This window comes from Nocardia sp. NPDC050697, assembly GCF_040654395.1.
Lineage (GTDB): Bacteria > Actinomycetota > Actinomycetes > Mycobacteriales > Mycobacteriaceae > Nocardia.
The window spans coordinates 611,570-633,556 of sequence record NZ_JBFAHY010000004.1; the positions used below are offsets into that span (position 1 = coordinate 611,570).

General features: G+C 73.0%; 17 protein-coding genes. All 17 read left to right on the forward strand.

The window, feature by feature from the left end:
• Window positions 1-159 precede the first annotated feature (159 nt).
• The 17 genes from AB0H71_RS18465 (at window position 160) to ileS (ending at window position 21,838) form a co-directional block, all read left to right on the forward strand.
• Complete coding sequence (locus tag AB0H71_RS18465; protein WP_357022001.1) at window positions 160-1,920, forward strand: penicillin-binding protein 2; 1,761 nt, start codon at window positions 160-162, stop codon at window positions 1,918-1,920.
• Window positions 1,921-2,127: 207 nt separating this feature from the next.
• Window positions 2,128-3,858, forward strand: coding sequence for a UDP-N-acetylmuramoyl-L-alanyl-D-glutamate--2,6-diaminopimelate ligase (locus AB0H71_RS18470; RefSeq protein ID WP_357021875.1), 1,731 nt, complete (start codon window positions 2,128-2,130; stop codon window positions 3,856-3,858).
• Window positions 3,855-5,375 carry a UDP-N-acetylmuramoyl-tripeptide--D-alanyl-D-alanine ligase gene (gene murF, locus AB0H71_RS18475; RefSeq protein WP_357021878.1) on the forward strand — a complete coding sequence of 507 codons (1,521 nt, stop codon included), beginning with the start codon at window positions 3,855-3,857 and terminating at the stop codon, window positions 5,373-5,375. Before AB0H71_RS18470 ends, murF begins: the two co-directional genes overlap by 4 nt.
• Window positions 5,372-6,448 (forward strand): phospho-N-acetylmuramoyl-pentapeptide-transferase, encoded by a 1,077-nt coding sequence (gene mraY / locus AB0H71_RS18480; RefSeq protein ID WP_357021881.1) that lies wholly within the window; start codon window positions 5,372-5,374, stop codon window positions 6,446-6,448. The genes murF and mraY overlap by 4 nt, the downstream gene beginning before the upstream one ends.
• 47 nt (window positions 6,449-6,495) lie before the next feature.
• Entirely contained in the window at window positions 6,496-7,914 is a 1,419-nt protein-coding gene (murD, locus tag AB0H71_RS18485; protein WP_357022004.1) for a UDP-N-acetylmuramoyl-L-alanine--D-glutamate ligase, read from the forward strand.
• Entirely contained in the window at window positions 7,911-9,377 is a 1,467-nt protein-coding gene (ftsW, locus tag AB0H71_RS18490) for a putative lipid II flippase FtsW (protein ID WP_357021883.1), read from the forward strand. Before murD ends, ftsW begins: the two co-directional genes overlap by 4 nt.
• 5 nt (window positions 9,378-9,382) lie before the next feature.
• Window positions 9,383-10,489 (forward strand): undecaprenyldiphospho-muramoylpentapeptide beta-N-acetylglucosaminyltransferase, encoded by a 1,107-nt coding sequence (gene murG / locus AB0H71_RS18495; protein WP_357022006.1) that lies wholly within the window; start codon window positions 9,383-9,385, stop codon window positions 10,487-10,489.
• A gap of 113 nt (window positions 10,490-10,602) precedes the next feature.
• Window positions 10,603-12,042: a UDP-N-acetylmuramate--L-alanine ligase gene (gene murC / locus AB0H71_RS18500; protein WP_357022009.1), complete on the forward strand. Its 1,440-nt coding sequence runs from the start codon at window positions 10,603-10,605 to the stop codon at window positions 12,040-12,042.
• Window positions 12,043-12,047: 5 nt separating this feature from the next.
• The gene (locus tag AB0H71_RS18505) at window positions 12,048-12,740 is read left to right on the forward strand and encodes an FtsQ-type POTRA domain-containing protein (RefSeq protein WP_357021886.1); all 693 of its coding nucleotides are present in this window, start codon (window positions 12,048-12,050) and stop codon (window positions 12,738-12,740) included.
• A 352-nt stretch (window positions 12,741-13,092) separates the two neighbouring features.
• Window positions 13,093-14,313 (forward strand): cell division protein FtsZ, encoded by a 1,221-nt coding sequence (gene ftsZ / locus AB0H71_RS18510; protein WP_357021888.1) that lies wholly within the window; start codon window positions 13,093-13,095, stop codon window positions 14,311-14,313.
• Window positions 14,314-14,407: 94 nt separating this feature from the next.
• Window positions 14,408-15,136: a peptidoglycan editing factor PgeF gene (pgeF, locus tag AB0H71_RS18515; RefSeq protein ID WP_357021891.1), complete on the forward strand. Its 729-nt coding sequence runs from the start codon at window positions 14,408-14,410 to the stop codon at window positions 15,134-15,136.
• A gap of 112 nt (window positions 15,137-15,248) precedes the next feature.
• Window positions 15,249-15,986 (forward strand): YggS family pyridoxal phosphate-dependent enzyme, encoded by a 738-nt coding sequence (locus AB0H71_RS18520; protein WP_357021894.1) that lies wholly within the window; start codon window positions 15,249-15,251, stop codon window positions 15,984-15,986.
• 109 nt (window positions 15,987-16,095) lie between these two features.
• Window positions 16,096-16,893: a cell division protein SepF gene (locus tag AB0H71_RS18525; RefSeq protein WP_357021897.1), complete on the forward strand. Its 798-nt coding sequence runs from the start codon at window positions 16,096-16,098 to the stop codon at window positions 16,891-16,893.
• 90 nt (window positions 16,894-16,983) lie between these two features.
• Window positions 16,984-17,286, forward strand: coding sequence for a YggT family protein (locus AB0H71_RS18530; RefSeq protein ID WP_067655253.1), 303 nt, complete (start codon window positions 16,984-16,986; stop codon window positions 17,284-17,286).
• 67 nt (window positions 17,287-17,353) lie between these two features.
• A complete protein-coding gene (locus AB0H71_RS18535) occupies window positions 17,354-18,190 on the forward strand; it encodes a DivIVA domain-containing protein (protein WP_357021901.1) in 837 nt (278 codons plus the stop codon).
• Window positions 18,191-18,259: 69 nt separating this feature from the next.
• Entirely contained in the window at window positions 18,260-18,466 is a 207-nt protein-coding gene (locus tag AB0H71_RS18540; protein ID WP_357021904.1) for a hypothetical protein, read from the forward strand.
• Between the two features lie 240 nt (window positions 18,467-18,706).
• A complete protein-coding gene (ileS, locus tag AB0H71_RS18545) occupies window positions 18,707-21,838 on the forward strand; it encodes an isoleucine--tRNA ligase (protein WP_357021906.1) in 3,132 nt (1,043 codons plus the stop codon).
• The last annotated feature ends 149 nt before the right edge of the window (window positions 21,839-21,987 follow it).

A 21,987-nucleotide genomic window follows, 5' to 3' on the forward strand; every position in this document is an offset into this window, starting at 1 on the left:
CCGTCCGGACCGCAGCGCCGCTCCGGCTCCGCCGCCTCCCGTCCGACCGGTTCCGCCGCCGCTCGCCCGACCGGCGCCCCGCGCGACGCCACCAGCGGCGCCACCCGGCTCGGCGCCGACCGCTCCTCCCGGCTGCGGCTCGGCGCCGGCCGGATCGCCATGCTGGTGGCGCTGGCCGTGGTCGCGCTGCAGCTGCTCTGGGTGCAGAGCATCGCCGCGCCCGGCCTCTCGGCGCAGGCCGCGAGCCAGCGCACCACCCGGCAGATCGAGCCGGCCACCCGCGGCCCGATCGTGGACCGCAACGGCAAGCCGCTCGCCTTCACCGTGACCGCGAAGGCGCTCACCTTCCAGCCGGTCCGGGTGCGCCAGGAACTCGCCGCCGCGCGGGAGAAGGACGACACCGCCCCGGATCCGGAGAAGCGGCTGGTCGAGATCGCCGACACCGTCAATGCCAAGCTCGGCGCGGGCGGCCCCTCGGAGAAGGAACTGCTGGCCAAGCTGCGCGGCGACGAGACCTTCGTCTACCTGGCGCGCGGCGTCGACCCGCGGATCGCCTCGGAGATCAAGCTCGAGTTCCCCGAGGTCGGCACCGAGCGGCAGGACCTGCGCGAGTACCCGGGCGGCGCGCTCGCCGCCAACCTGCTCGGCGCCACCGGGTGGGACGGCCACGGCCAGATCGGGCTGGAGTCCTCGATGGACTCGCTGCTCGCCGGCACCGACGGCTCGCACACCTACGACCGCGGCTCGGACGGCGCGGTGATCCCGGGCAGCTGGCGCGACCGGCAGCCCGCGGTGAACGGCAATACCGTCGAGCTGACCCTGGACCAGGACCTGCAGTACTACGTGCAGCAGCAGGTGCAGCAGGCCAAGGAGCTCTCCGGGGCGAAGGGCGCCTCCGCCGTGGTGCTGGACGCGCGCACCGGCCAGGTGCTCGCCATGGCCAACGACAACACCTTCAACCCCGCGCTCGGCCCGCAGTTCTGGTCGAAGGCGGACATGAGCAACCCCTCGGTGACCGAGCCCTTCGAGCCCGGCTCGGTGAACAAGATCATTACCGCGGCGGCCGCCATCGAGTACGGGCTGACCACGCCGGACGAGGTGCTGCAGGTGCCCGGCGAGATCCGGATGGCCGGCGTCACCGTGAACGACGCCTGGGAGCACGGCGTCGCGCCGTACACCACCACCGGGATCTTCGGGAAGTCGTCCAATGTCGGCACGCTCATGCTGGCGCAGCGGGTCGGCGAGGACCGCTTCGCCGACCTGGTCGGCCGGTTCGGGCTGGGCAGGCGCAGCGGCGTCGGGCTGCCCGGCGAGAGCGCGGGGCAGGTGCCGGCGCGGGACCAGTGGTCCGGCGGCACCTTCGCCAACCTGCCGATCGGCCAGGGCCTTTCGATGACCACGCTGCAGATGACCGGCATGTACCAGGCGATCGCCAATGGCGGGGTGCGGATTCCGCCGCGCATCGTGAAGGCCACCGTCGGCCCGGACGGCACCCGCACCGACGAGCCGCAGCCGGACGGGGTGCGGGTGGTGAGCCCGCAGACCGCGGCCACGCTGCGCACCATGTTCCAGTCGGTGGTGCAGCGCGATCCGCGCGGCGTGCAGATGGGGACCGGGGCCTCCGGCGCCGTGGCCGGGTACCAGATCGCCGGCAAGACCGGCACCGCGCAGCAGATCGACCAGCAGTGCAAGTGCTACTCCAGCTCCAGCTATTGGATCACCTTCGCCGGGATCGCGCCCGCCGACGACCCGCGCTACGTCGTCGGCATCATGCTGGACAATCCGCAGCGCAGCTCGGACGGCGGCGGCGGGCAGTCGGCGGCGCCGCTCTTCCACAACATCGCCTCCTGGGCGCTGCAGCGCGATGCCGTCCCGCCGTCGCCCGCGTCGCCGGGGCCCTTCGTCCTGCAGGCGTCCTGAAGCCGGGTGGCCGCTGTGATCTGCGACGACCAGCGGGTTCGGCGACGGCCGGCGGCCGGTCGCGGCGGGCGCGGGCCGGGGCCCGAGCGGTAACCCGAGGCGCGTTGTCCGTGCCGGGGCGCGCGTCGGTAACCTGACTCCCCGTCCCAGTCGTGTTCGTACGCGGCATGTTCGATCGGACATGTCCGCCCCGAGAGAAGGAGCAAGGTGGCTGCGCAGTCCAGCCCGCAGACGCTCCGGCCGGTTCAGCCGCCGTCGACGCCGTTGCACGTCCTGCTGGAAGCCACCGGAGCACACGCGACGGCCCCCGTCGACGGGGTGACCGTCACCGGTATCGAACAGCGCTCGAACGCGGTGCGGGCGGGCGATCTGTTCGCCGCGCTGCCCGGGGCGCGCGCGCACGGCGCCCGGTTCGCCGCGGACGCGGTGGGGCGCGGCGCGGTCGCGATCTTCACCGACCCGGCCGGTGCCGCGGAGCTCGTTGAGCTCGGCGTTCCGGTGCTCGTGCGGGATGAGCCACGGGCGGTGCTCGGTGAGCTCTCCGCCCTGATCTACGGCCACCCCTCGGAGCGGCTGCGGATCGTCGGGATCACCGGCACCTCCGGCAAGACCACCACCTCGTACCTGGTCGAGGCCGGGCTGGCGGCGGCCGGGCTCGCCACCGGGCTGATCGGCACCATCGAGACGCGGATCGGCGGGCGGCGGGTGCCGAGCGCGCTGACCACGCCGGAGGCGCCGCAGCTGCACGCCATGTTCGCGGCCATGGTGGAGCAGGGGGTGGATGCCGTGGTGATGGAGGTGTCCAGCCACGCGCTCGCGCTGGGCCGGGTGGACGGGGTGCGCTTCGATGTCGGCGCCTTCACCAACCTCTCCCAGGACCACCTCGACTTCCACGCCGACTTCGAGGATTACTTCGCCGCCAAGCGCCGGCTCTTCGAGCCCGGCTCGCCGGTCGCGGCGCGGACCGCCGTGGTCTGTGTGGACCAGGAGTGGGGGAGGAGGTTGGCAGCCGGGCTGCCCGCCCCCATCACGGTCCGCACCGAGCCCGCGGTCGCGGAGCCCGACGCCGCCGACGACGCCCAGGCCGCCGAACCCGCCGCCGAACCCGCGGCCCCCACCGCGCCTGCGGTCCCGGCTGCGCCCGCTGGCTCCGCTGCCGCGGACTCCGCCGCGACGATCGCCGCCCGGCCCGCCGAAAATCTGGCCGCCGTGGCGGCCGACTGGACGGTCGCGGGCGACGTCACCACGACCGCTGGCGGCGAGCAGGAGTTCACGGCGCAAGGGCCGGAGGGCCGGATCGCGGTGCGGCTGCGGCTGCCCGGGCGCTACAACGTGGCGAACGGGCTGCTCGCGGTCGCGGTGTGCGCCGCCGCGGGCGTGGACGCGGCACGGGCCGCCGCGGCGCTGGCGTCGGTGGACGTTCCGGGCCGCATGCAGCGGGTGGAGCGCGGGCAGGACTTCCTGGCCGTCGTGGACTACGCGCACAAGCCCGCCGCGGTGGAGTCGGTACTCGCGACCCTGCGCGCCCAGACCGCGGGCCGCGTGGCCGTCGTGGTGGGCGCGGGCGGCGACCGGGACGCGGGCAAACGCCCGCTCATGGGCGCGGCCGCCGCGCGCGGCGCCGACCTGACCGTGATCACCGACGACAACCCGCGCAGCGAGGACCCCGCCACCATCAGGGCCGCGCTGCGCGCGGGCGCGCTCGCCGTGCCCGCCGCCGAGCGCGGCGAGGTGCTCGAGCTCGGCGACCGCGCCGCCGCCATCGCCGCCGCGGTGCGCTGGGCCCGCGCGGGCGACGTGGTGCTGATCGCGGGCAAGGGCCACGAGACCGGCCAGGAGATCGCCGGGGTCAAGCACCCCTTCGACGACCGCGAGGTGCTCGCCGCCGCGCTGACGGCGGCCACCGGCGCGACCACGGAGGACTCGAGGGTTCCATGATCGTGATGACACTGCGGGAGATCGCGGAGATCGTCGGCGGCACGCTGCACGACGTCCCCGACCCCGATGCGGCGGTGACCGGCGCGGTCGAGTTCGACTCGCGCAAGATCGGCACCGGCGACCTCTTCCTCGCCCTGCCCGGAGCCAGGGCCGACGGCCACGACTTCGCCGCGGGCGCCGTCGCGGACGGCGCGGTCGCGGTGCTCGCGGCACGCCCGGTCGGCGTCCCCGCCATCGTGGTCGAGCCGCGCCACGGCCAGGTCTCGGCGGGCGCCATGGTGGTCGAGCACGACACCGACGGCTCCGGCGCCGCGGTACTGGCCGCGCTCGGCGCACTGGCCAGGGCCGTCGTCCAGAAGCTGACCGCCGCGGGCACGCTCACCGTGGTCGGCGTGACCGGCTCCTCCGGCAAGACCTCCACCAAGGACCTGCTCGCCGCCGTGCTGCGCCCGCTGGGCACCGTGGTGGCCCCGCCCGGCTCGTTCAACAACGAGCTCGGCCACCCCTGGACGGCGCTGCGCGCCACCGCCGACACCCGCTTCCTCGTGCTCGAGCTCTCCGCCCGCGGCCCCGGCCACATCGCCGCGCTGGCCGAGATCGCCCCGCCCGCCATCGGCGTGGTGCTCAATGTCGGCACCGCGCACCTCGGCGAGTTCGGCAGCCGCGAGGCCATCGCCAAGACCAAGGGCGAGCTGGTGGAGGCGCTGCCCGCCACCGGCCTCGCCGTGCTGAACGCCGACGACCCGCAGGTCGCCGCCATGGCGCCGCGCACCGCGGCCCGGGTGGTCACCGTCGGGCAGGCGAGTACCGCCACGATCAGGGCCACCGAGGTCCGGCTGGACGAGCACGCGCGCGCCGCCTTCACCCTGCACACCCCGGCGGGCTCGGTGCCGGTGCGGCTGGCGGTGCACGGCGAGCACCAGGTGGGCAATGCGCTCTCCGCCGCCGCCGTCGCCCTGGAGTGCGGCGCCGACCTGGAGACCGTCGCCGCCGCGCTCGGCGGCGCCGCCGCCGCCTCCGCGCGCCGGATGGACGTGCGCACGACGGCGACCGGCGTCACCGTCGTCAACGACTCCTACAACGCCAACCCCGACTCGGTCCGGGCCGCGCTCAAGGCCCTGGTCACCATGGCGCGGACCGGCGACCGGCAGCGGCGCAGCTGGGCCGTGCTCGGCGAGATGGGCGAGCTCGGCCCGGAGTCGGTGGTGGAGCACGATTCGATCGGACGGCTCGCGGTGCGGCTGGATGTGGACCGGCTCGTCGTGGTCGGGACCGGAAGGCCGCCCCGGGCCATGCACCAGGGAGCGGTGATGGAAGGCTCGTGGGGCGAGGAATCGATCCTCGTACCCGATATCGGTGCGGCGATCGCCCTGCTCGACGCGGAGGTCGAGGCGGGTGACGTGGTACTGGTGAAGGCGTCGCAATCGGTCGGCCTCTGGGAGGTCGCCGACCATTTGACAGGGGGATCGGCAGTGCCGCCGGACGCACCTGCGGGAAGCACGGAGGCAGCCCGATGAGACAGATCCTCTTTGCGGCGGCCATAGCGCTGACCGTATCGATCCTGCTCACACCGCTACTCATCTCGATATTCGCGAAGCGGGGGTTCGGCCAGGAGATCCGGGTCGACGGCCCGGCCAGCCACCAGGCCAAGCGCGGAACGCCGACCATGGGCGGCGTCGCCATCGTGATCGGCATGTGGGCCGGCTACCTGGGCTCGCACCTGGTCGGCATCGGCTACGACGCCGAGGGCCCGTCCGCCTCGGCGCTGCTCGTCCTCGGGCTGGCGACCGCGCTCGGCCTGGTCGGCTTCCTGGACGACATGATCAAGCTGCGCAAGCAGCGCAACCTCGGCCTCACCGCCGCGGGCAAGTACATCGGGCAGATCTCCGCCGCGGTGATCTTCGGCGTCCTCGCGCTGCAGTTCAAGGGCGCGAACGGGCTGACCCCGGCGAGCAGGCACCTCTCCTACGTCCGCGACATCACCACCGTCTCGATGGGCGTCGTGGTCTTCCTGGTCTTCGTCTGCCTGGTGGTGGTGGCCTGGTCCAACGCGGTCAACCTGACCGACGGGCTGGACGGGCTCGCCGCGGGCTCGATGAGCCTGGTGCTCGGCGGCTACGTGGTGATCACCTTCTGGCAGTACTACCACGCCTGCTCGACCAAGCCGGAGACCGGCTGCTACAACGTCCGCGACCCGCTCGACCTGGCCCTGGTCTGCGCGGCGGGCGGCGCGGCCTGCGTCGGCTTCCTCTGGTGGAACGCGGCGCCGGCGAAGATCTTCATGGGTGACACCGGCTCGCTGGCGCTCGGCGGGCTGATCGCCGGGCTCTCCATCGTCACCCGCACCGAGCTGCTCATGATCGTCATCGGCGCGCTCTTCGTCGCCGAGGCCATGTCGGTGATCCTGCAGGTGGCGGTCTTCCGGACCACCCGCAACCGGCTGTTCAAGATGGCGCCCTTCCATCACCACTTCGAGCTCAGCAAATGGGCGGAGACCACCGTCATCATCCGATTCTGGCTGCTCGCCGCGATGGCATCGGCCTTCGGGCTCGGGCTGTTCTACAGCGAATACCTCTCCCAGGTCGGCTGAGCGGGATGGTCGAGCACTCTCCGCGCGCCCTGCGCTCACCCGGCCCCATGCTGGAATTCCTGCGCGGCCGCGACGTCCTGGTGGCCGGCTGGGGCGTCTCCGGCCGCTCGCTGGTCGAGCCGCTGCGCGATATCGGCGCGCACCCCGTGGTCACCGACGCCGGGGCCGCCGCGCTGGCCGAGGCCGCCGGGCTCGGGCTGGAGGTGGCGACCAGCGTGGAGCTGGAGACCGCCGACCTGGGCCGGTACGCCCTGGTGATCACCTCGCCGGGCTGGCGCCCGGACTCGCCGGTGCTGGTCAACGCCGTCACCGCGGGCATCCCCGTCTGGGGCGACGTGGAGTTCGCCTGGTGGGTGGACCAGGCCCGGCTGTACGGGCCGGTGCGCAAGTGGCTGGTGATCACCGGCACCAACGGCAAGACCACCACCACGAACATGACGCACGCCATCCTGCGCGCGGCCGGGATCGCCAGCGTGGCCTGCGGCAATATCGGGCTGCCGATCCTGGACGCGCTGCGCCGCAGCCCCGGCCCGCAGGTGCTCGCGGTGGAGCTCTCCTCGTTCCAGCTGCACTGGGCGCCCTCGGTGCGGCCGGAGGCGGGCGTGGTGCTGAACGTCGCCGAGGACCACCTGGACTGGCACGGCGGGCTGGACGCCTACGCCGCCGCCAAGGCCCGCGCGCTGGTCGGGCGGGTCGGGGTGGTCGGGCTGGACGATCCGGTGGCGGCCTCGCTGGCCCGCAAGTCCAAGGCGCGGCGCACCGTCGGCTTCCGGATCGGCGTCCCGGCCGACGGCGAGCTCGGCGTGGTCGACGGCAAACTGCTGGACCGGGCCTTCACCAAGGCCGCCATCCTGGCCGAGGTTGGCGATATCAGCCCGCCGGGGCCGTCCGGGGTGGCGGACGCGCTGGCCGCGGCGGCGCTCACCCGCTCGATCGACGTGGCGCCGCAGTTCGTGCGCGAGGGGCTGGTCGAGCACCGGGTCGGGCCGCATCGCGCGGCGCTGGTCCGGGAGCTGGGCGGGGTCGAGTTCGTCGACGATTCCAAGGCCACCAACCCGCACGCGGCGCGGTCGTCGATCCTGGCGCACCCCTCGGTGGTCTGGATCGCGGGCGGGCAGCTCAAGGGCGCCTCGGTCGAGGATCTGGTCGAGGAGGTCGCCGAGCGGCTCGTCGGGGCGGTGCTGATCGGGGTGGATGCGCCGATCGTGGCGGCCGCGCTGGCGCGACACGCCCCCGAAGTCCCGGTTCTCGAGGTGCAGGCGCGAGACGATGCAGCCATGAAGGCGGACGCGGTGATGGCCGAGGCGGTGCGGCTCGCCGCCGGGCTCTGCGCGGGCGGTGACACGGTGCTGCTCGCCCCGGCCGCCGCCTCGCTGGACATGTTCACCGACTACACGCACCGCGGCCGCAGCTTCGCCGACGCGGTCAACGCACTGCAGGAGAGCGATATCGGGCGGCGCTCGTGACCACGGCGACCCGGCGGGCGGACAGCACGGCGACGCGCTTCGGCGCCTGGCTGGCGCGCCCGCTGGCGTCGTTCCACCTGATCGTCACGATCGCCACCCTGCTCACCGTGCTCGGGCTGGTCATGGTGCTCTCGGCCTCCAGCGTCGAGGCCTACGCCGACGGCGGCTCGGCCTACTCGCTCTTCGTGCAGCAGGCCATGTTCGCCGGGATCGGGCTCGTCCTCTTCTACCTGGCGCTGCGGATCCCGCTGCGCCGGCTGCGGCAGTGGTCCTTCCCGATCTTCGCGCTCTCGGTGCTCGCGCTGCTCATGGTGCTGCTGCCCGGCATCGGCTCCGAGGTGCAGGGCGCGCGGCGCTGGCTGGTGCTCGGGCCGATCTCCATCCAGCCCTCCGAGGTGATCAAGGTCAGCCTGGTGGTGTGGGGCGCGCACCTGCTCGCCTCGCGGCGCTCCGAGCGCGCCACGCTCAAGGAGCTGCTGGTCCCGCTGGTACCGGCGGGGTTGCTGGTCTGCCTGCTGGTCGTGCTGCAGCCCAACCTCTCCACCACCATCGCGCTCGGCATCGTGCTCATGGCGCTGCTCTGGTTCGGCGGGCTGCCCGCCCGGCTCTTCGTCACCATCGCCGCCTCCGGCGTGGTGGCCGCGGTGGTGCTCGCGCTCTCCGCCGGGTACCGCTCGGACCGCATGCGCGCCTTCTTCAACCCCGGCGACGACCCGCAGGGCATCGGCTACCAGGCCCGTCAGGCCATGTACTCGCTGGCCGACGGCGGCATCTGGGGCCGCGGGCTGGGCCAGAGCCGGGCCAAGTGGAGCTACCTGCCGAACTCGCACAACGACTTCATCTTCGCCATCATCGGCGAGGAGCTCGGCTTCCTCGGCTGCATGCTGGTGCTCGGGCTCTTCGCGCTCTTCGTCTACACCGGGCTGCGGATCGCGACCCGCTCGGTGGACCCCTTCCTCAAGATCCTGATCGCCACCGCCACCACCTGGATCACCAGCCAGGCGCTGATCAATATCGGCTACGTGGTCGGGCTGCTCCCGGTCACCGGGCTGCAGCTGCCGCTGGTCTCGGCAGGCGGCTCGTCGCTGGCCATCACGCTCTTCATGTTCGGCATCATCGCCAATGCCGCCAGGCACGAACCCGAGGCGGTCTCCGCGCTGAACGCCGGACAGGACGGCCGGGTGAGCAGGCTGCTCCGGCTGCCCAAGCCCGAGGTGTACTCGCCGGTGCGGGCCGAGCAGGCGCGGGCCCGCTCGGTGAACCGCCGCGGCCCCGGCCGCCCGCCGAACGGCCGCGGCGGCGCCGAGGGCGGGCGCAAGGGGCGCGGCCGCCCCGCCGACCTTCCGGAGCCGCCGCGCAGGCGCTCCGGGGAATCCCGTGGCACCGGGTCGCTCCGCGCGACCAGGGCCTGGGAGCCGAGCTATCCCATGCCCCATGCGAGAGAACGAGGTAGATCCAGGTGAGTGACGTGCGACCCGCGCAGCGATCCGGGCTTTCGGTGATCGTGGCGGGGGGTGGCACCGCCGGCCACATCGAGCCGGCACTCGCGGTCGCCGACGCGCTGCGCAGGCAGGACGAGACCGTGCGGATCACCGCACTCGGCACCGAGCGCGGCCTGGAGACCCGGCTGGTGCCGGAGCGCGGCTACCCGCTCGAGCTGATCCCGCCGGTGCCGCTGCCGCGCAAGCCCAGCGCTGACCTGCTCCGGCTGCCCGGCCGGGTGCGGGCGTCGGTGGCGCGCACCCGCGCGGTGATCGACGCGGTCGAGGCGGATGTGATCGTCGGGTTCGGCGGGTACGTGGCGCTGCCCGCCTACCTGGCGGCCGGGCGCGGGGCACTCGGCAGGCGCAGGGCGGTGCCGGTGGTGGTGCACGAGGCCAATGCCAAGGCGGGGATCGCGAACAAGGTCGGCGCGCGCCGGGCGGCCAGGGTGCTCGCCGCGGTGCCCGGCTCCGGGCTGGACGCCGAGGTGCTCGGCATCCCGGTGCGCGGCTCCATCACGGCGCTGGACCGGGCCGCGCTGCGTGCCGAGGCGCGGGCGCACTTCGGGCTGCCCGCCGACGGGCCGGTGCTGCTGGTCTTCGGCGGCTCGCAGGGCGCGCGGACGCTGAACGAGGGCGTCTCCGGCGCCGCCGCGCAGCTCGCCGCCGCCGGGATCGCGGTGCTGCACGCGCACGGGCCGAAGAACACGCTCGAGGTCGCCGAGCCCGGCTACGTGGCCGTGCCCTACCTGAGCCGGATGGACCTGGCCTACGCCGCCGCCGACGCGGTGGTCTGCCGCTCCGGCGCCATGACGGTGGCCGAGGTCTCCGCGGTCGGGCTGCCCGCCTTCTACGTGCCGCTGCCGCACGGCAACGGGGAGCAGGAGCTGAACGCGCGCCCCGTGGTGGCCGCCGGTGGTGGCAGAATTGTCCCCGATTCGGAGTTGACGCCGAAGTACGTGATCGACGAGGTGATTCCGCTGCTCCAGGACCCCGCACGCCTGACCGCGATGGGCCGCGCCGCGGCCGGCGCCGGGCATCGCGACGCCGCCGACGAGGTCGCCCGCATCGTCCGCGAGGTGGCGGGGCGATGACCGAGCTGGAAGCGGAGGGTACCGCCGCACCCGCGGGCCACGTCCCCTCGGCCGAGTCCACCCCGGCGGACGCCGCGCATGCCGCGCTGCCCGCGGAACTCGAGCGCGTCCACATGGTGGGCATCGGCGGGGCCGGGATGTCGGGTATCGCGCGCATCCTGCTCTCGCGCGGCGGCGCCGTCTCCGGCTCGGACGCCAAGGAGAGCCGCGGCGTGCTGGCGCTCCGGGCCCGCGGCGCCGAGGTGCGGATCGGCCACGACGCGAACGCGCTCGACCTGCTGCCCGGCGGCCCGACCGCCGTCGTCACCACCTTCGCCGCCATCCCCAAGACCAACCCCGAGCTGGTCGAGGCGCACCGCCGCGAGATCCCGGTCCTGCTGCGCCCGGCCGTGCTCGCCGCGCTCATGCGCGGGCACCGCACCCTGCTGGTCTCCGGCACGCACGGCAAGACCTCGACCACCTCCATGCTCATCGTGGCGCTGCAGCACTGCGGCTTCGACCCGTCCTTCGCGGTCGGCGGCGAGCTGAACGAGGCGGGCACCAACGCGCACCACGGCACCGGCGGCATCTTCGTGGCCGAGGCGGACGAGAGCGACGGCTCGCTGCTGCAGTACGACCCGGACGTCGCCGTGGTCACCAATGTGGAATCCGACCACCTCGACTTCTTCGGCACCCCCGAGGCCTACACCCAGGTCTTCGACGACTTCGCCGACCGCCTCGCCCCCGGCGGGCTGCTCGTGGTCTGCCTGGACGACCCCGGCTCGCGCGCGCTGGCCGAGCGGGTGGCCCCCCGGCTGGCCGAGCGCGGCATCGCGGTGCTCGGCTACGGCTCCGGCGAGCTCGCCGACGCCCCGATCCCGGTCGGGGCCAGGCTGCAGAGCTGGGAGCCGCGCGACGTCGGCGGGCTGGCGCAGTTCCAGCTGGACGACGAGCAGGCGCCGCGCGCGCTGCGGCTCGCCGTGCCCGGCAGGCACATGGCGGCCAACGCGCTGGCCGCGCTGCTGGCGGGCCGGGCGGCGGGCGCCGACGTGGACGAGCTGATCCAGGGGCTGGAGGGGTTCGGCGGGGTGCACCGCCGGTTCCAGTTCGCCGGGCGGGAGAACGGCGTCCGGGTCTTCGACGACTACGCGCACCACCCGACCGAGGTGCGCGCCGTGCTCGGCGCCGCCGCCGAGCTGGTGCACCAGGAGGCCGCCGACGGCGCGCGGTCGCGGCCCGGCCGGGTGATCGTGGTCTTCCAGCCGCACCTCTACAGCCGCACCGCCGCCTTCGCCGCCGAGTTCGGCGCCGCGCTCAGCCTGGCCGACGAGGTGGTGGTGCTCGACGTGTACGGCGCGCGGGAGAAGCCGCTGCCCGGGGTGAACGGCGCGCTGGTGGCGCAGTCGGTCACCGTCCCGGTGCACTACCAGCCGGACATGTCCCGGGTCGGCAGGCAGGTGGCGGCGCTGGCGCTCCCCGGCGACGTGGTGATCACCATGGGCGCGGGCGACGTCACCATGCTGGGCGGGCAGATCCTCGACGGGCTGCGGGCGCGCCCGCACGCCGGACGGTGAGGTGGGTGCCCGCGTGGCCGGGCAGGCGCTCGGCGCGCCCGCGCGGCCGCCGCGGGCTGCCCGGGGTCCCGGTCCGGGTCGCGCTCGGGGTCGCGGTGCTGGTCACCGCTGTCGCGGTCGCGTACTTCACGCCGGTCTTCGCGGTGCGCACGGTCCGGGTGGACGGCGCCGCCGCGGTGCCGGAGGAGCAGATCCGGGCCGAGCTCGGCGTGCCGGAGGGCCGCTCCATGCTGCGCATCGACACCACCGCCATGGCGGCGCGGGTGGCGAGCATCCCGAAGATCAGCACCGCCAGGGTGCAGCGGGTCTTCCCCGGCACCGTCCGGGTGACCGTGCGCGAGCGCACCCCGGTGCTCTGGTTCACCGGACCGGGCGGGGCGCACCTGGTGGACGCCGAGGCGGTCGAGTACGCGGTGGAGCCGGCGCCGCCCGGAGTCCCGGAGCTGGCCGCCGCCCCTCCGCTGCGTCGAGCCGCCGTGACGGTACTGACCGCGCTGCCGCCCGCGCTCGGCCCCGAGGTGGCGAAGCTGGAGGCGCGCTCGGCATCGGACATCGTGCTGACACTCCGGGACGGCCGTACCGTATTGTGGGGCGGCGCCGACGACGCCGCCCGCAAGGCGGCGGTGGTCGGCCCGCTGCTCACCAGGGAGGGCACGATCTTCGACGTCTCCAGCCCGAACCTGGTGACGGTTCGATGACGGGGGTCCACCGCGCGGAGCCTGCTCCGCGTCCCGGACCTGCGCCGTCGTCCGGGCCCGAGCGCCGAGGTCGGGGCGCGGGCTACGGTGTGGGGTGCGCCGGGGCGGGTGGGATCGCGACACAAACCGGACCCGGCACCGGCGCGCCTGCGAGCGGATCGCGAGCACGGCGAATAGCGTTCCGTTCCAGTCGGAGACTTGACAGAACGCTAACCCTATGGTTCAGCTTTAGGGTTTGCCCGGGGGGCGGCCCGTCCCCCGGGACGGCCCGCTTGCCGGGTTCCCGGACGGCGCCGCCCGAGGTCCGGGATCCGCACACGACAGGCTCGAGATCGAAGGAAGGCGAGAGCTCATGACGCCCCCGCACAACTACCTTGCTGTGATCAAGGTCGTCGGCATCGGTGGCGGCGGCGTGAACGCCGTCAACCGAATGATCGAACAGGGACTCAAGGGAGTCGAGTTCATCGCGGTCAACACCGACGCGCAGGCGCTGCTGATGAGCGACGCCGACGTGAAGCTCGACGTGGGCCGCGAGCTCACCCGCGGGCTCGGTGCGGGCGCCGATCCCGAGGTCGGACGGAAGGCCGCCGAGGACCACAAGGACGAGATCGAAGAGGTGCTCAAGGGCGCCGACATGGTCTTCGTCACCGCGGGCGAGGGCGGCGGCACCGGCACCGGCGGCGCGCCGGTCGTCGCGAGCATCGCGCGCAAGCTCGGCGCGCTGACCATCGGCGTCGTCACCCGGCCGTTCTCCTTCGAGGGCAAGCGCCGCGGCAACCAGGCCGAGACCGGCATCGCCGCGCTGCGCGAGTCCTGCGACACCCTGATCGTCATCCCGAACGACCGGCTGTTGCAGCTCGGCGACGCGGCGGTCAGCCTGATGGACGCCTTCCGCTCGGCGGACGAGGTGCTGCTCAACGGTGTCCAGGGCATCACCGACCTGATCACCACCCCCGGCCTGATCAACGTCGACTTCGCGGACGTCAAGAGCGTCATGTCCGGCGCGGGCAGCGCGCTCATGGGCATCGGCTCGGCGCGCGGCGAGGGCCGGTCGGTGAAGGCGGCGGAGTCGGCGATCAACTCGCCGCTGCTGGAGGCGTCGATGGACGGCGCGCACGGCGTGCTGCTCTCGATCGCGGGCGGCTCGGACCTCGGGCTCTTCGAGATCAACGAGGCGGCCTCGCTGGTGCAGGAGGCGGCGCACATCGAGGCCAACATCATCTTCGGCACGGTGATCGACGACTCGCTCGGCGACGAGGTGAGGGTGACGGTGATCGCCGCGGGGTTCGACAGCGGCGGCCCGACCAAGCGGGTCTTCGACCCGGGGTCGGTGCGCGGCACCATCGGCTCCGCGCGGGCGGGCGAGATCGGCCAGCGCGGCAGCAGCAGCGATCACCTCGCACGCGGCGTCGACCCGCCGTCCTACGACAGCGGCCGCGGCGCGGTGCCGAACTACCGGGAGCCGGACCGGCTACGCCCGGCGGCCGAGCCCACCCTGCGGGACGCCCCGCGCACCCGCATCGACCCGCCGGACGACGACGACGTCGACGTGCCCGACTTCATGCGGCACTGACTGCCTGCGGCCCCCGCCTCCGACCCCGGAGCCGGGGGCCGCGCCCGTCCGGCGCCCCGGTCGCCGGTCGGTACCGCGGATTAAGCTCGGAGCCATGACTTCCGCTCCCGCGCTCACCGTCCGCCGGGTCACCACGACGCGCGCGGGCGGCTTCTCGGCCGCGCCCTACGACAGTTTCAACCTCGGCGACCACGTCGGCGACGATCCGGCGGCGGTGCGGCGGAACCGGGAGCGGCTGGCCGCCGGTATCGGGCTCGCCCCGGAGCGGCTGGTCTGGATGGAGCAGATCCACGGCCGCGCGGTGGAGATCGTGGACGGCCCGCGCGCCGAGCCGGTGCCCGCCACCGACGCGCTGGTGACGCGGGCGCCGAACCTGGCGCTGGTGGTGCTCACCGCGGACTGCGTCCCGCTGCTGCTCTCCGACGACGAGGCGGGGGTGATCGCCGCCGTGCACGCGGGCCGGGTCGGCGCCAGGATCGGCATCGTGCCCCGGGTGCTCGAGGCCATGACCTCGGTGGGCGCGAAGGTCGAGCGGATCGGCGCCTTCCTCGGCCCCGCCGCCTCCGGCAGGCAGTACGAGGTGCCCGCCGCCATGCGCGCCGACGTCGAGGCGCACCTGCCCGGCAGCGCCGCCACCACCGTGCGCGGCACGCCTTCGCTCGACCTGCGCGCCGGTATCCGCAGGCAGCTGGAGGCCGCCGGGGTCGGCGGGGTCGCGGTCGACCCGCGCTGCACCATCGAGGACCGGACGCTCTTCAGCCACCGCAGGGGCGCCCCGACCGGCCGGATCGCCGGGGTGATCTGGATGCAGGCGGGCGCGTGAGCGGGCCGGGCCCCGCCGCGGGCGGGAAGCGGGTCGCGGGCGGGTTCCCGGCCGGGCCGGGCGCGGAGCACGGCTGCGGACGGCCGTCGCGCGGGCGCGAGCGGGCAGCCGCATGACGGCGGGGACCACCGCGCGGGTGGCCGAACTCGCCACCCGGCTCGCGGCCGTCACGGCGCGGATCGAGGCCGCCTGCGCCGCCGCCGGGCGCGAACCCGGCGCGGTGCGGCTGCTCCCGGTGACCAAGTTCCACCCGGCCACCGATATCGCCATCCTCTACGACCTCGGCTGCCGCGCCTTCGGCGAATCCCGCGAACAGGAGGCGACCGCCAAGGTCGCGGAGCTCACATCGGGTTTCGCCGAGCCGGTGGCGTGGCACATGATCGGGCGGCTCCAGCGCAACAAGGCGAGGGCGGTGGCGCGCTGGGCGCACACCGTGCAGTCGGTGGACAGCGAACGGCTCGCCGCCGCACTGGACACCGCCGCGAGCGCCGCGCTGGACGCGGGGGAGCGCACCGCCCCGCTGCGGGTGCTGCTGCAGGTCAGCCTGGACACCGACCCCGGGAGGGGCGGCGTCGCCCCGGCCGAGCTGCCCGCGCTCGCCGACCGGATCGCGGCCGCCCCGGCGCTGGAACTCGCTGGCCTGATGGCGATTCCGCCGCTGGACGCCGAGCCCGATAGCGCCTTCGACCGGCTCGAGACCTTGCACACTCGATTGCGCGCCGATCACCCGGGCGCGAGCGAACTCTCGGCGGGCATGTCGGGCGATCTGGAATCAGCTGTGGCACACGGTTCCACCTGTGTGCGTGTCGGTACCGCGCTCCTGGGTACACGCCCGATAACCTCGGGCTAGCAAAGAAACCTCATCAGTCACATTCGACACATATGCTGGGGACTGACGAGGGGTGCTGAGCAAGACTTCAACACCCGGCCGCCACCGGGGCCGAAGGAAGGTCGACCAGATGAGCACGCTGCACAAGTTCAAGGCGTACTTCGGCATGGTTCCACTCGACGAGTACGAGGACGACTATGTCGACGACCGGGCCCCGCACGGCATCGACGACCGCGGCCCCCGGCGCTCTCGCGCGCGTGAATTCGACCGGGAGTACGGCGCGTACAGCCGCTACGGCTCCCCCTCCGACGGCTACGGCGACGAGCACTACGCCGCCGAATCCGACTACCCCGAGCCGGCCTACAAGTCGCCCTACTCCGGCGGCTACCCGCCGCTGCCGCGGCGCGAGGAGTACGCCGACGAGGGGTACTCCGACGATCGCTACGAGCCGCCACCGCGCCGCCCCACCCGGATCGACTCGGCGGGCGCGGGGCGGTTCCGCGCCGGCGGCGGCGCGCCGATGATGCGGGGGGCGACCCGCGGCGCGCTCGCGGTCGACCCCGAGGCGGAGGAGCGCCGGCTGGAGGAGCGCATGCGCGCCGAGCCGGTCGCCACCCGGCGGCCGGGGATCTTCGAGGACGGAGGTCCCTTGTCCAAGATCACCACGCTGCGCCCGCGGGACTACAGCGAGGCGCGCATCATCGGCGAGCGCTTCCGCGAGGGCAACCCGGTGATCATGGACCTGGTCGACCTGAGCAACGCCGACGCCAAGCGGCTGGTCGACTTCGCCGCCGGGCTGGCGTTCGCGCTGCGTGGCTCGTTCGACAAGGTGGCCACCAAGGTGTTCCTGCTCTCACCGGCGGACGTCGACGTCTCGGCGGAGGAGCGTCGCCGGATCGCGGAAACCGGGTTCTACAACCAGAAGTAGCGGGGTTGCCCCCGGGCACCGCGCCGGTCCGGCCGAGCCGGACCGGCGCGGTAGTTTTGCGCGTCGCCGATTTTCGGGCAGAGTGATGTCGTGGTGGTCTTCGCGGTGCTCTACTTCGTCCTGTTCATCTTCTGGTTGCTGCTGATCAGCCGGGTGATCGTGGAGTTCATCCGCAGCTTCGCCCGTGACTGGCGCCCGACCGGGTTCGTGGTGGTCGTGCTCGAGGTGATCTTCACGATCACGGATCCGCCGGTGAAACTCCTGAGGCGCTTGATACCACCGGTGTCACTGGGAGGAATTCGGCTCGATCTGTCGATTATGGTCCTGCTATTCATCGTGTTCATCCTGATGTCGATCGTGGGCAGGCTCGGGCAGCCCGTAGCTCCCGTGTGACAGAATGGGCGGGGAACGAGATGTCAGATCTGCCAGATCTCCAAAAGACGCGTGAAGGGATCCTTCGATGCCGCTGACCCCAGCCGATGTGCACAACGTCGCGTTCAGCAAACCGCCGATCGGGAAGCGCGGCTACAACGAGGACGAGGTCGACGCGTTCCTGGATCTGGTGGAGCAGGAGCTGTCGCGGCTGATCGAGGAGAACGCCGACCTGCGGCAGCGGGTCGCCGAGCTGGACGCCGAGCTGACGGACGCCAAGAAGAACCGCGGCCCCGGCCCCGGCATCGTGAAACCCCCGGTCCAGCAGGCGCCGCCGCCAGAACCGATCAAACAACCGGTGCCCCCCGCCCCGCAGCCGCCGATGCCCGCGGTACCGGCTGCGGAGGGCCCGGGCGTGGACGCGAACCTGCAGGCCGCCAAGGTGCTGAGCCTGGCCCAGGAGATGGCCGACCGGCTCACCAGCGATGCCAAGAGCGAGGCGGAGAACCTGCTCTCCAACGCGCGAGCGAATTCCGAGCGACTCGTCGCCGACGCCCGCAACCGCTCCGACTCGATGATCGCGGACGCGCGGCAGAAGTCCGACGCCATGCTCTCCGACGCGCAGACCCGTTCGGACAACCAGCTCCGCCAGGCCAAGGAGAAGGCCGACGCGCTGCAGGCCGACGCCGAGCGCAAGCACACCGAGATCATGGCCACCATCACCCAGCAGCGCAGCGTGCTGGAGAGCCGGATCGAGCAGCTCAAGACCTTCGAGCGGGAGTACCGGGTGCGGCTGAAGTCCTACCTGGAGTCGCAGCTGGAGGAGCTGGAGAACCGCGGCTCGGCGGTCCCGGTGGACGACGGCGGCTTTGATACCGGTGCGAACAGCCTCGCGCCCGCCTCCTTCGCCAAGGGTGGCAAGTAGACTTGGAGCAGGGTCCGCTCGGCAGTTGCCGAGCGGTAGCGCGTCCTGTCGAGTCCCCTGGGGGTCACCATGCTGGTACTGACGCTGGTGCTCGCCGCGATCGGCTTCGCTCTGCTCGTCACGGCCCTGACCACCGGTTCGGTGCTCTGGGCGTGGGGCTGCATCGTGGTGTGCGTCCTGGGTGCGGTGCTGTTGCTGGCGAGCGCGCTCGCGGTCGGGCGGCCCGACGACGGCGAGCAGGCGCCCGCTCCGAAAAGAGTTGACCGCCGCCGCTAGACTGAAACCTGTCAGGCATCGATCCGGCCATCACCGGGGAGCCTTCGGAAGAACGGCGCGCCCGGCGCGCGCTCAGTAGAACCGAACGGGTGAGCCCGTCACAGCTCGCAACGAAGAGGTCCGGCCGTGGCCGGGCAAGCGGGGTGGTACCGCGGCCTCGGCGCATCCGCGCCTGCGTCGTCCCCGTGCCAGCGAACCGCGCCGATGGGCGCGGCGGCACGGAGGAGACTGCACACCGCCATGGCGGACGACACTTCCCGCAGCGCGTACCCGCGCGTCGACCTCGCCGCGGGCGCGGGCTCGGCGTTCCCGGAGCTGGAGCGCCGCGTGCTCGACGCGTGGGCGGCCGACGACACCTTCCGGGCCAGTATCGAAAACCGTTCCGCGGCACCGGAGTTCGTCTTCTACGACGGCCCGCCGTTTGCCAATGGGCTGCCGCATTACGGCCATTTGCTCACCGGATACGTCAAAGACCTCGTTCCGCGTTTCCGGACGATGCGCGGAAACCGCGTCGACCGGCGCTTCGGATGGGACTGTCACGGGCTGCCCGCGGAAATCGAAGCGGAAAAGCAGCTCGGTATCACGGACAAATCACAGATCGACGCCATGGGGCTCGCCGAATTCAATGCGGCGTGCAAGTCCTCGGTGCTGCGCTATACCGGGGAATGGCGCGACTACGTCACCCGCCAGGCCCGCTGGGTGGACTTCGACAACGACTACAAGACGCTCGATCTCGACTTCATGGAGTCGGTCATGTGGGCGTTCAAGACCCTGCACGACCGGGGGCTGATCTACCAGGGCTTCCGGGTGCTGCCGTACAGCTGGTACGAGCAGACGCCGCTGTCGAACCAGGAGACCCGGCTCGACGACGCCTACAAGATGCGCCAGGATCCGGCGGTCACCGTGGACATGGTGCTCCGGGTGCCGGACGACCACCCGCTGCGCGAGCTGGACGGCGCCGCCGCGCTCATCTGGACCACGACGCCGTGGACGCTGCCCTCCAACCTGGCCGTCGCGGTGCACCCCGACCTCACCTACGTGCACCTGCGCGGCGCCGACGGCAAGCGCTATGTGCTGGCCGCCGAGCGGGTTTCGCACTACTCGCGCGAGCTGGGCGAGGAGCCCGAGGTGCTCTCCGAGCACGTCGGCGCCGCGCTGGTCGACCTGGCCTACACCCCGGCCTTCGACTTCTTCGCCGGCCACCCGAACGCGCACCGGGTGCTCGCCGCCGACTACGTGACCACCGATTCCGGCACCGGCGTCGTGCACCTCGCGCCCGCGTTCGGCGAGGAGGACATGGACGTCTGCGTGGCCAACGGCATCGAGCTGGTGCAGCCGCTGGACCAGGGCGGCAAGTTCACCTCGATGGTGCCGCCGTACGAGGGGCTGATGGTCTTCGACGCCAACCCGGTGATCATCAAGGACCTCAGGGCGGCCGGAAAGCTGCTGCGGCACGAGACGATCGAGCACTCCTACCCGCACAGCTGGCGCTCCGGGCAGCCGCTCATCTACATGGCGGTGCCCTCCTGGTTCGTCGCGGTCACCAAGTTCCGCGACCGGATGGTGGAGCTGAACAAGCAGATCACCTGGGTGCCGGAGCACATCAGGGACGGCCAGTTCGGCAAGTGGCTGGAGGGCGCGCGGGACTGGAACATCAGCCGGAACCGCTACTGGGGCAGCCCGATCCCGGTCTGGAGCTCGGACGACCCGGCCTACCCCCGGCTCGACGTGTACGGCTCGCTGGACGAGCTGGAGCGCGACTTCGGCGTGCGCCCCACCGACCTGCACCGGCCCATGATCGACGAGCTGACCCGGCCCAACCCGGACGACCCGACCGGGAAGTCGACCATGCGCCGGGTGCCGGAGGTGCTCGACTGCTGGTTCGAGTCCGGCTCCATGCCGTACGCCCAGGTGCACTACCCGTTCGAGAACAAGGAGTGGTTCGACGGCCACTTCCCCGGTGACTTCATCGTCGAGTACAACGGGCAGACCCGCGGCTGGTTCTACACGCTGCACGTGCTGGCCACCGCGCTCTTCGACAGCCCCGCGTTCAAGACCGTGGCGGCGCACGGCATCGTGCTCGGCGACGACGGGCTCAAGATGAGCAAGTCCAAGGGCAACTACCCGGACGTCAAGGAGGTGTTCGAGCGGGACGGCTCGGATGCCATGCGCTGGTTCCTGATGAGCTCGCCGATCCTGCGCGGCGGCAACCTCATCGTCACCGAGCGCGGCATCCGCGAGGGGGTCTCGCACGCGCTCCGGCCGCTCTGGAACGCCTGGACCTTCCTGCAGCTCTACGCCACCGAGCCGGGCACCTGGCGCACCGATTCGCCGCACGTGCTGGACCGGTACATCCTGGCCAAGCTCGCGGCGACCCGCGACGTGGTCACGGTGGCGCTGGAGGAGTACGACATCGCGGGCGCCTGCGACGAGCTGCGCACCTTCGCCGACGCGCTCACCAACTGGTACGTGCGCCGGAGCCGGAACCGGTTCTGGAGCGAGGACCGCGACGCCGTCGACACCCTGCACACCGTGCTGGAGGTGGTGACCAGGCTGGCCGCGCCGCTGCTTCCGCTGATCACCGAGGTGATCTGGCGCGGCCTCACCGGCGGCCGCTCGGTGCACCTCGCCGACTGGCCCGCCGCGGACGAGCTGCCGCACGACGCCGAGCTGGTCGCCACCATGGACGAGGTGCGGACGGTCTGCTCCACCGTGCTGAGCCTGCGCAAGGCGAAGAAGCTGCGGGTGCGGCTGCCGCTCTCCGAGGTGACCATCGCGGCGGCCGACGCCGAGCGGCTGCGGCCGTACACCGACGTGATCGCCGACGAGGTCAACGTCAAGAAGGTCACGCTCACCACCGATGTCGACGTGCACGGCCGCTTCGAGCTGACCGTGAACGCGCGGGTGGCGGGGCCGCGGCTCGGCAAGCAGGTGCAGGCGGTGATCAAGGCGGTCAAGGCGGGGGACTGGGCCGAGGACGCGGACGGGGTGGTGCGCGCGGCCGATGTCGCGCTGCTGCCCGAGGAGTACAGCCGTCGGCTGGTCGCGGCCTCGCCGGAGTCGACGGCGGCGCTGCCCGGGAATGTCGGGCTCGTCGTGCTCGACGACGCCGTGACCGAGGAGCTCGAGGCCGAGGGGTGGGCCCGGGATCTCATCCGCGACCTGCAGGAGACGCGGAAATCGCTCGGGTTGGAGGTGGCGGATCGGATCAGCGTGACGCTGGACGTGCCCGCCGAGCAGAAGGAGTGGGCCGAGCGTCACGCCGCGCTGATCGGCGGCGAGATCCTGGCGACGTCGCTCGACTTCGGTCCCGTGGGAGATGACGCGCCGGTCGTCTGTGGCGGGGTCCGAGTGGCGGTCGCCAAGGCGTAGGAAAGGGGGTCCGGGGGGGGGGAGGGCCCCCCCCCCCCGTGCGGGGGTGGGGGGGGGGGGGGGCGGGGGCCCCCCCCCCCCCCCGCGCCCCCCCCGCGGCCGAGGGGCGGGGGGGGGGAGAGGGTGTGGTGTGAGGTGGTGTTGAAGGG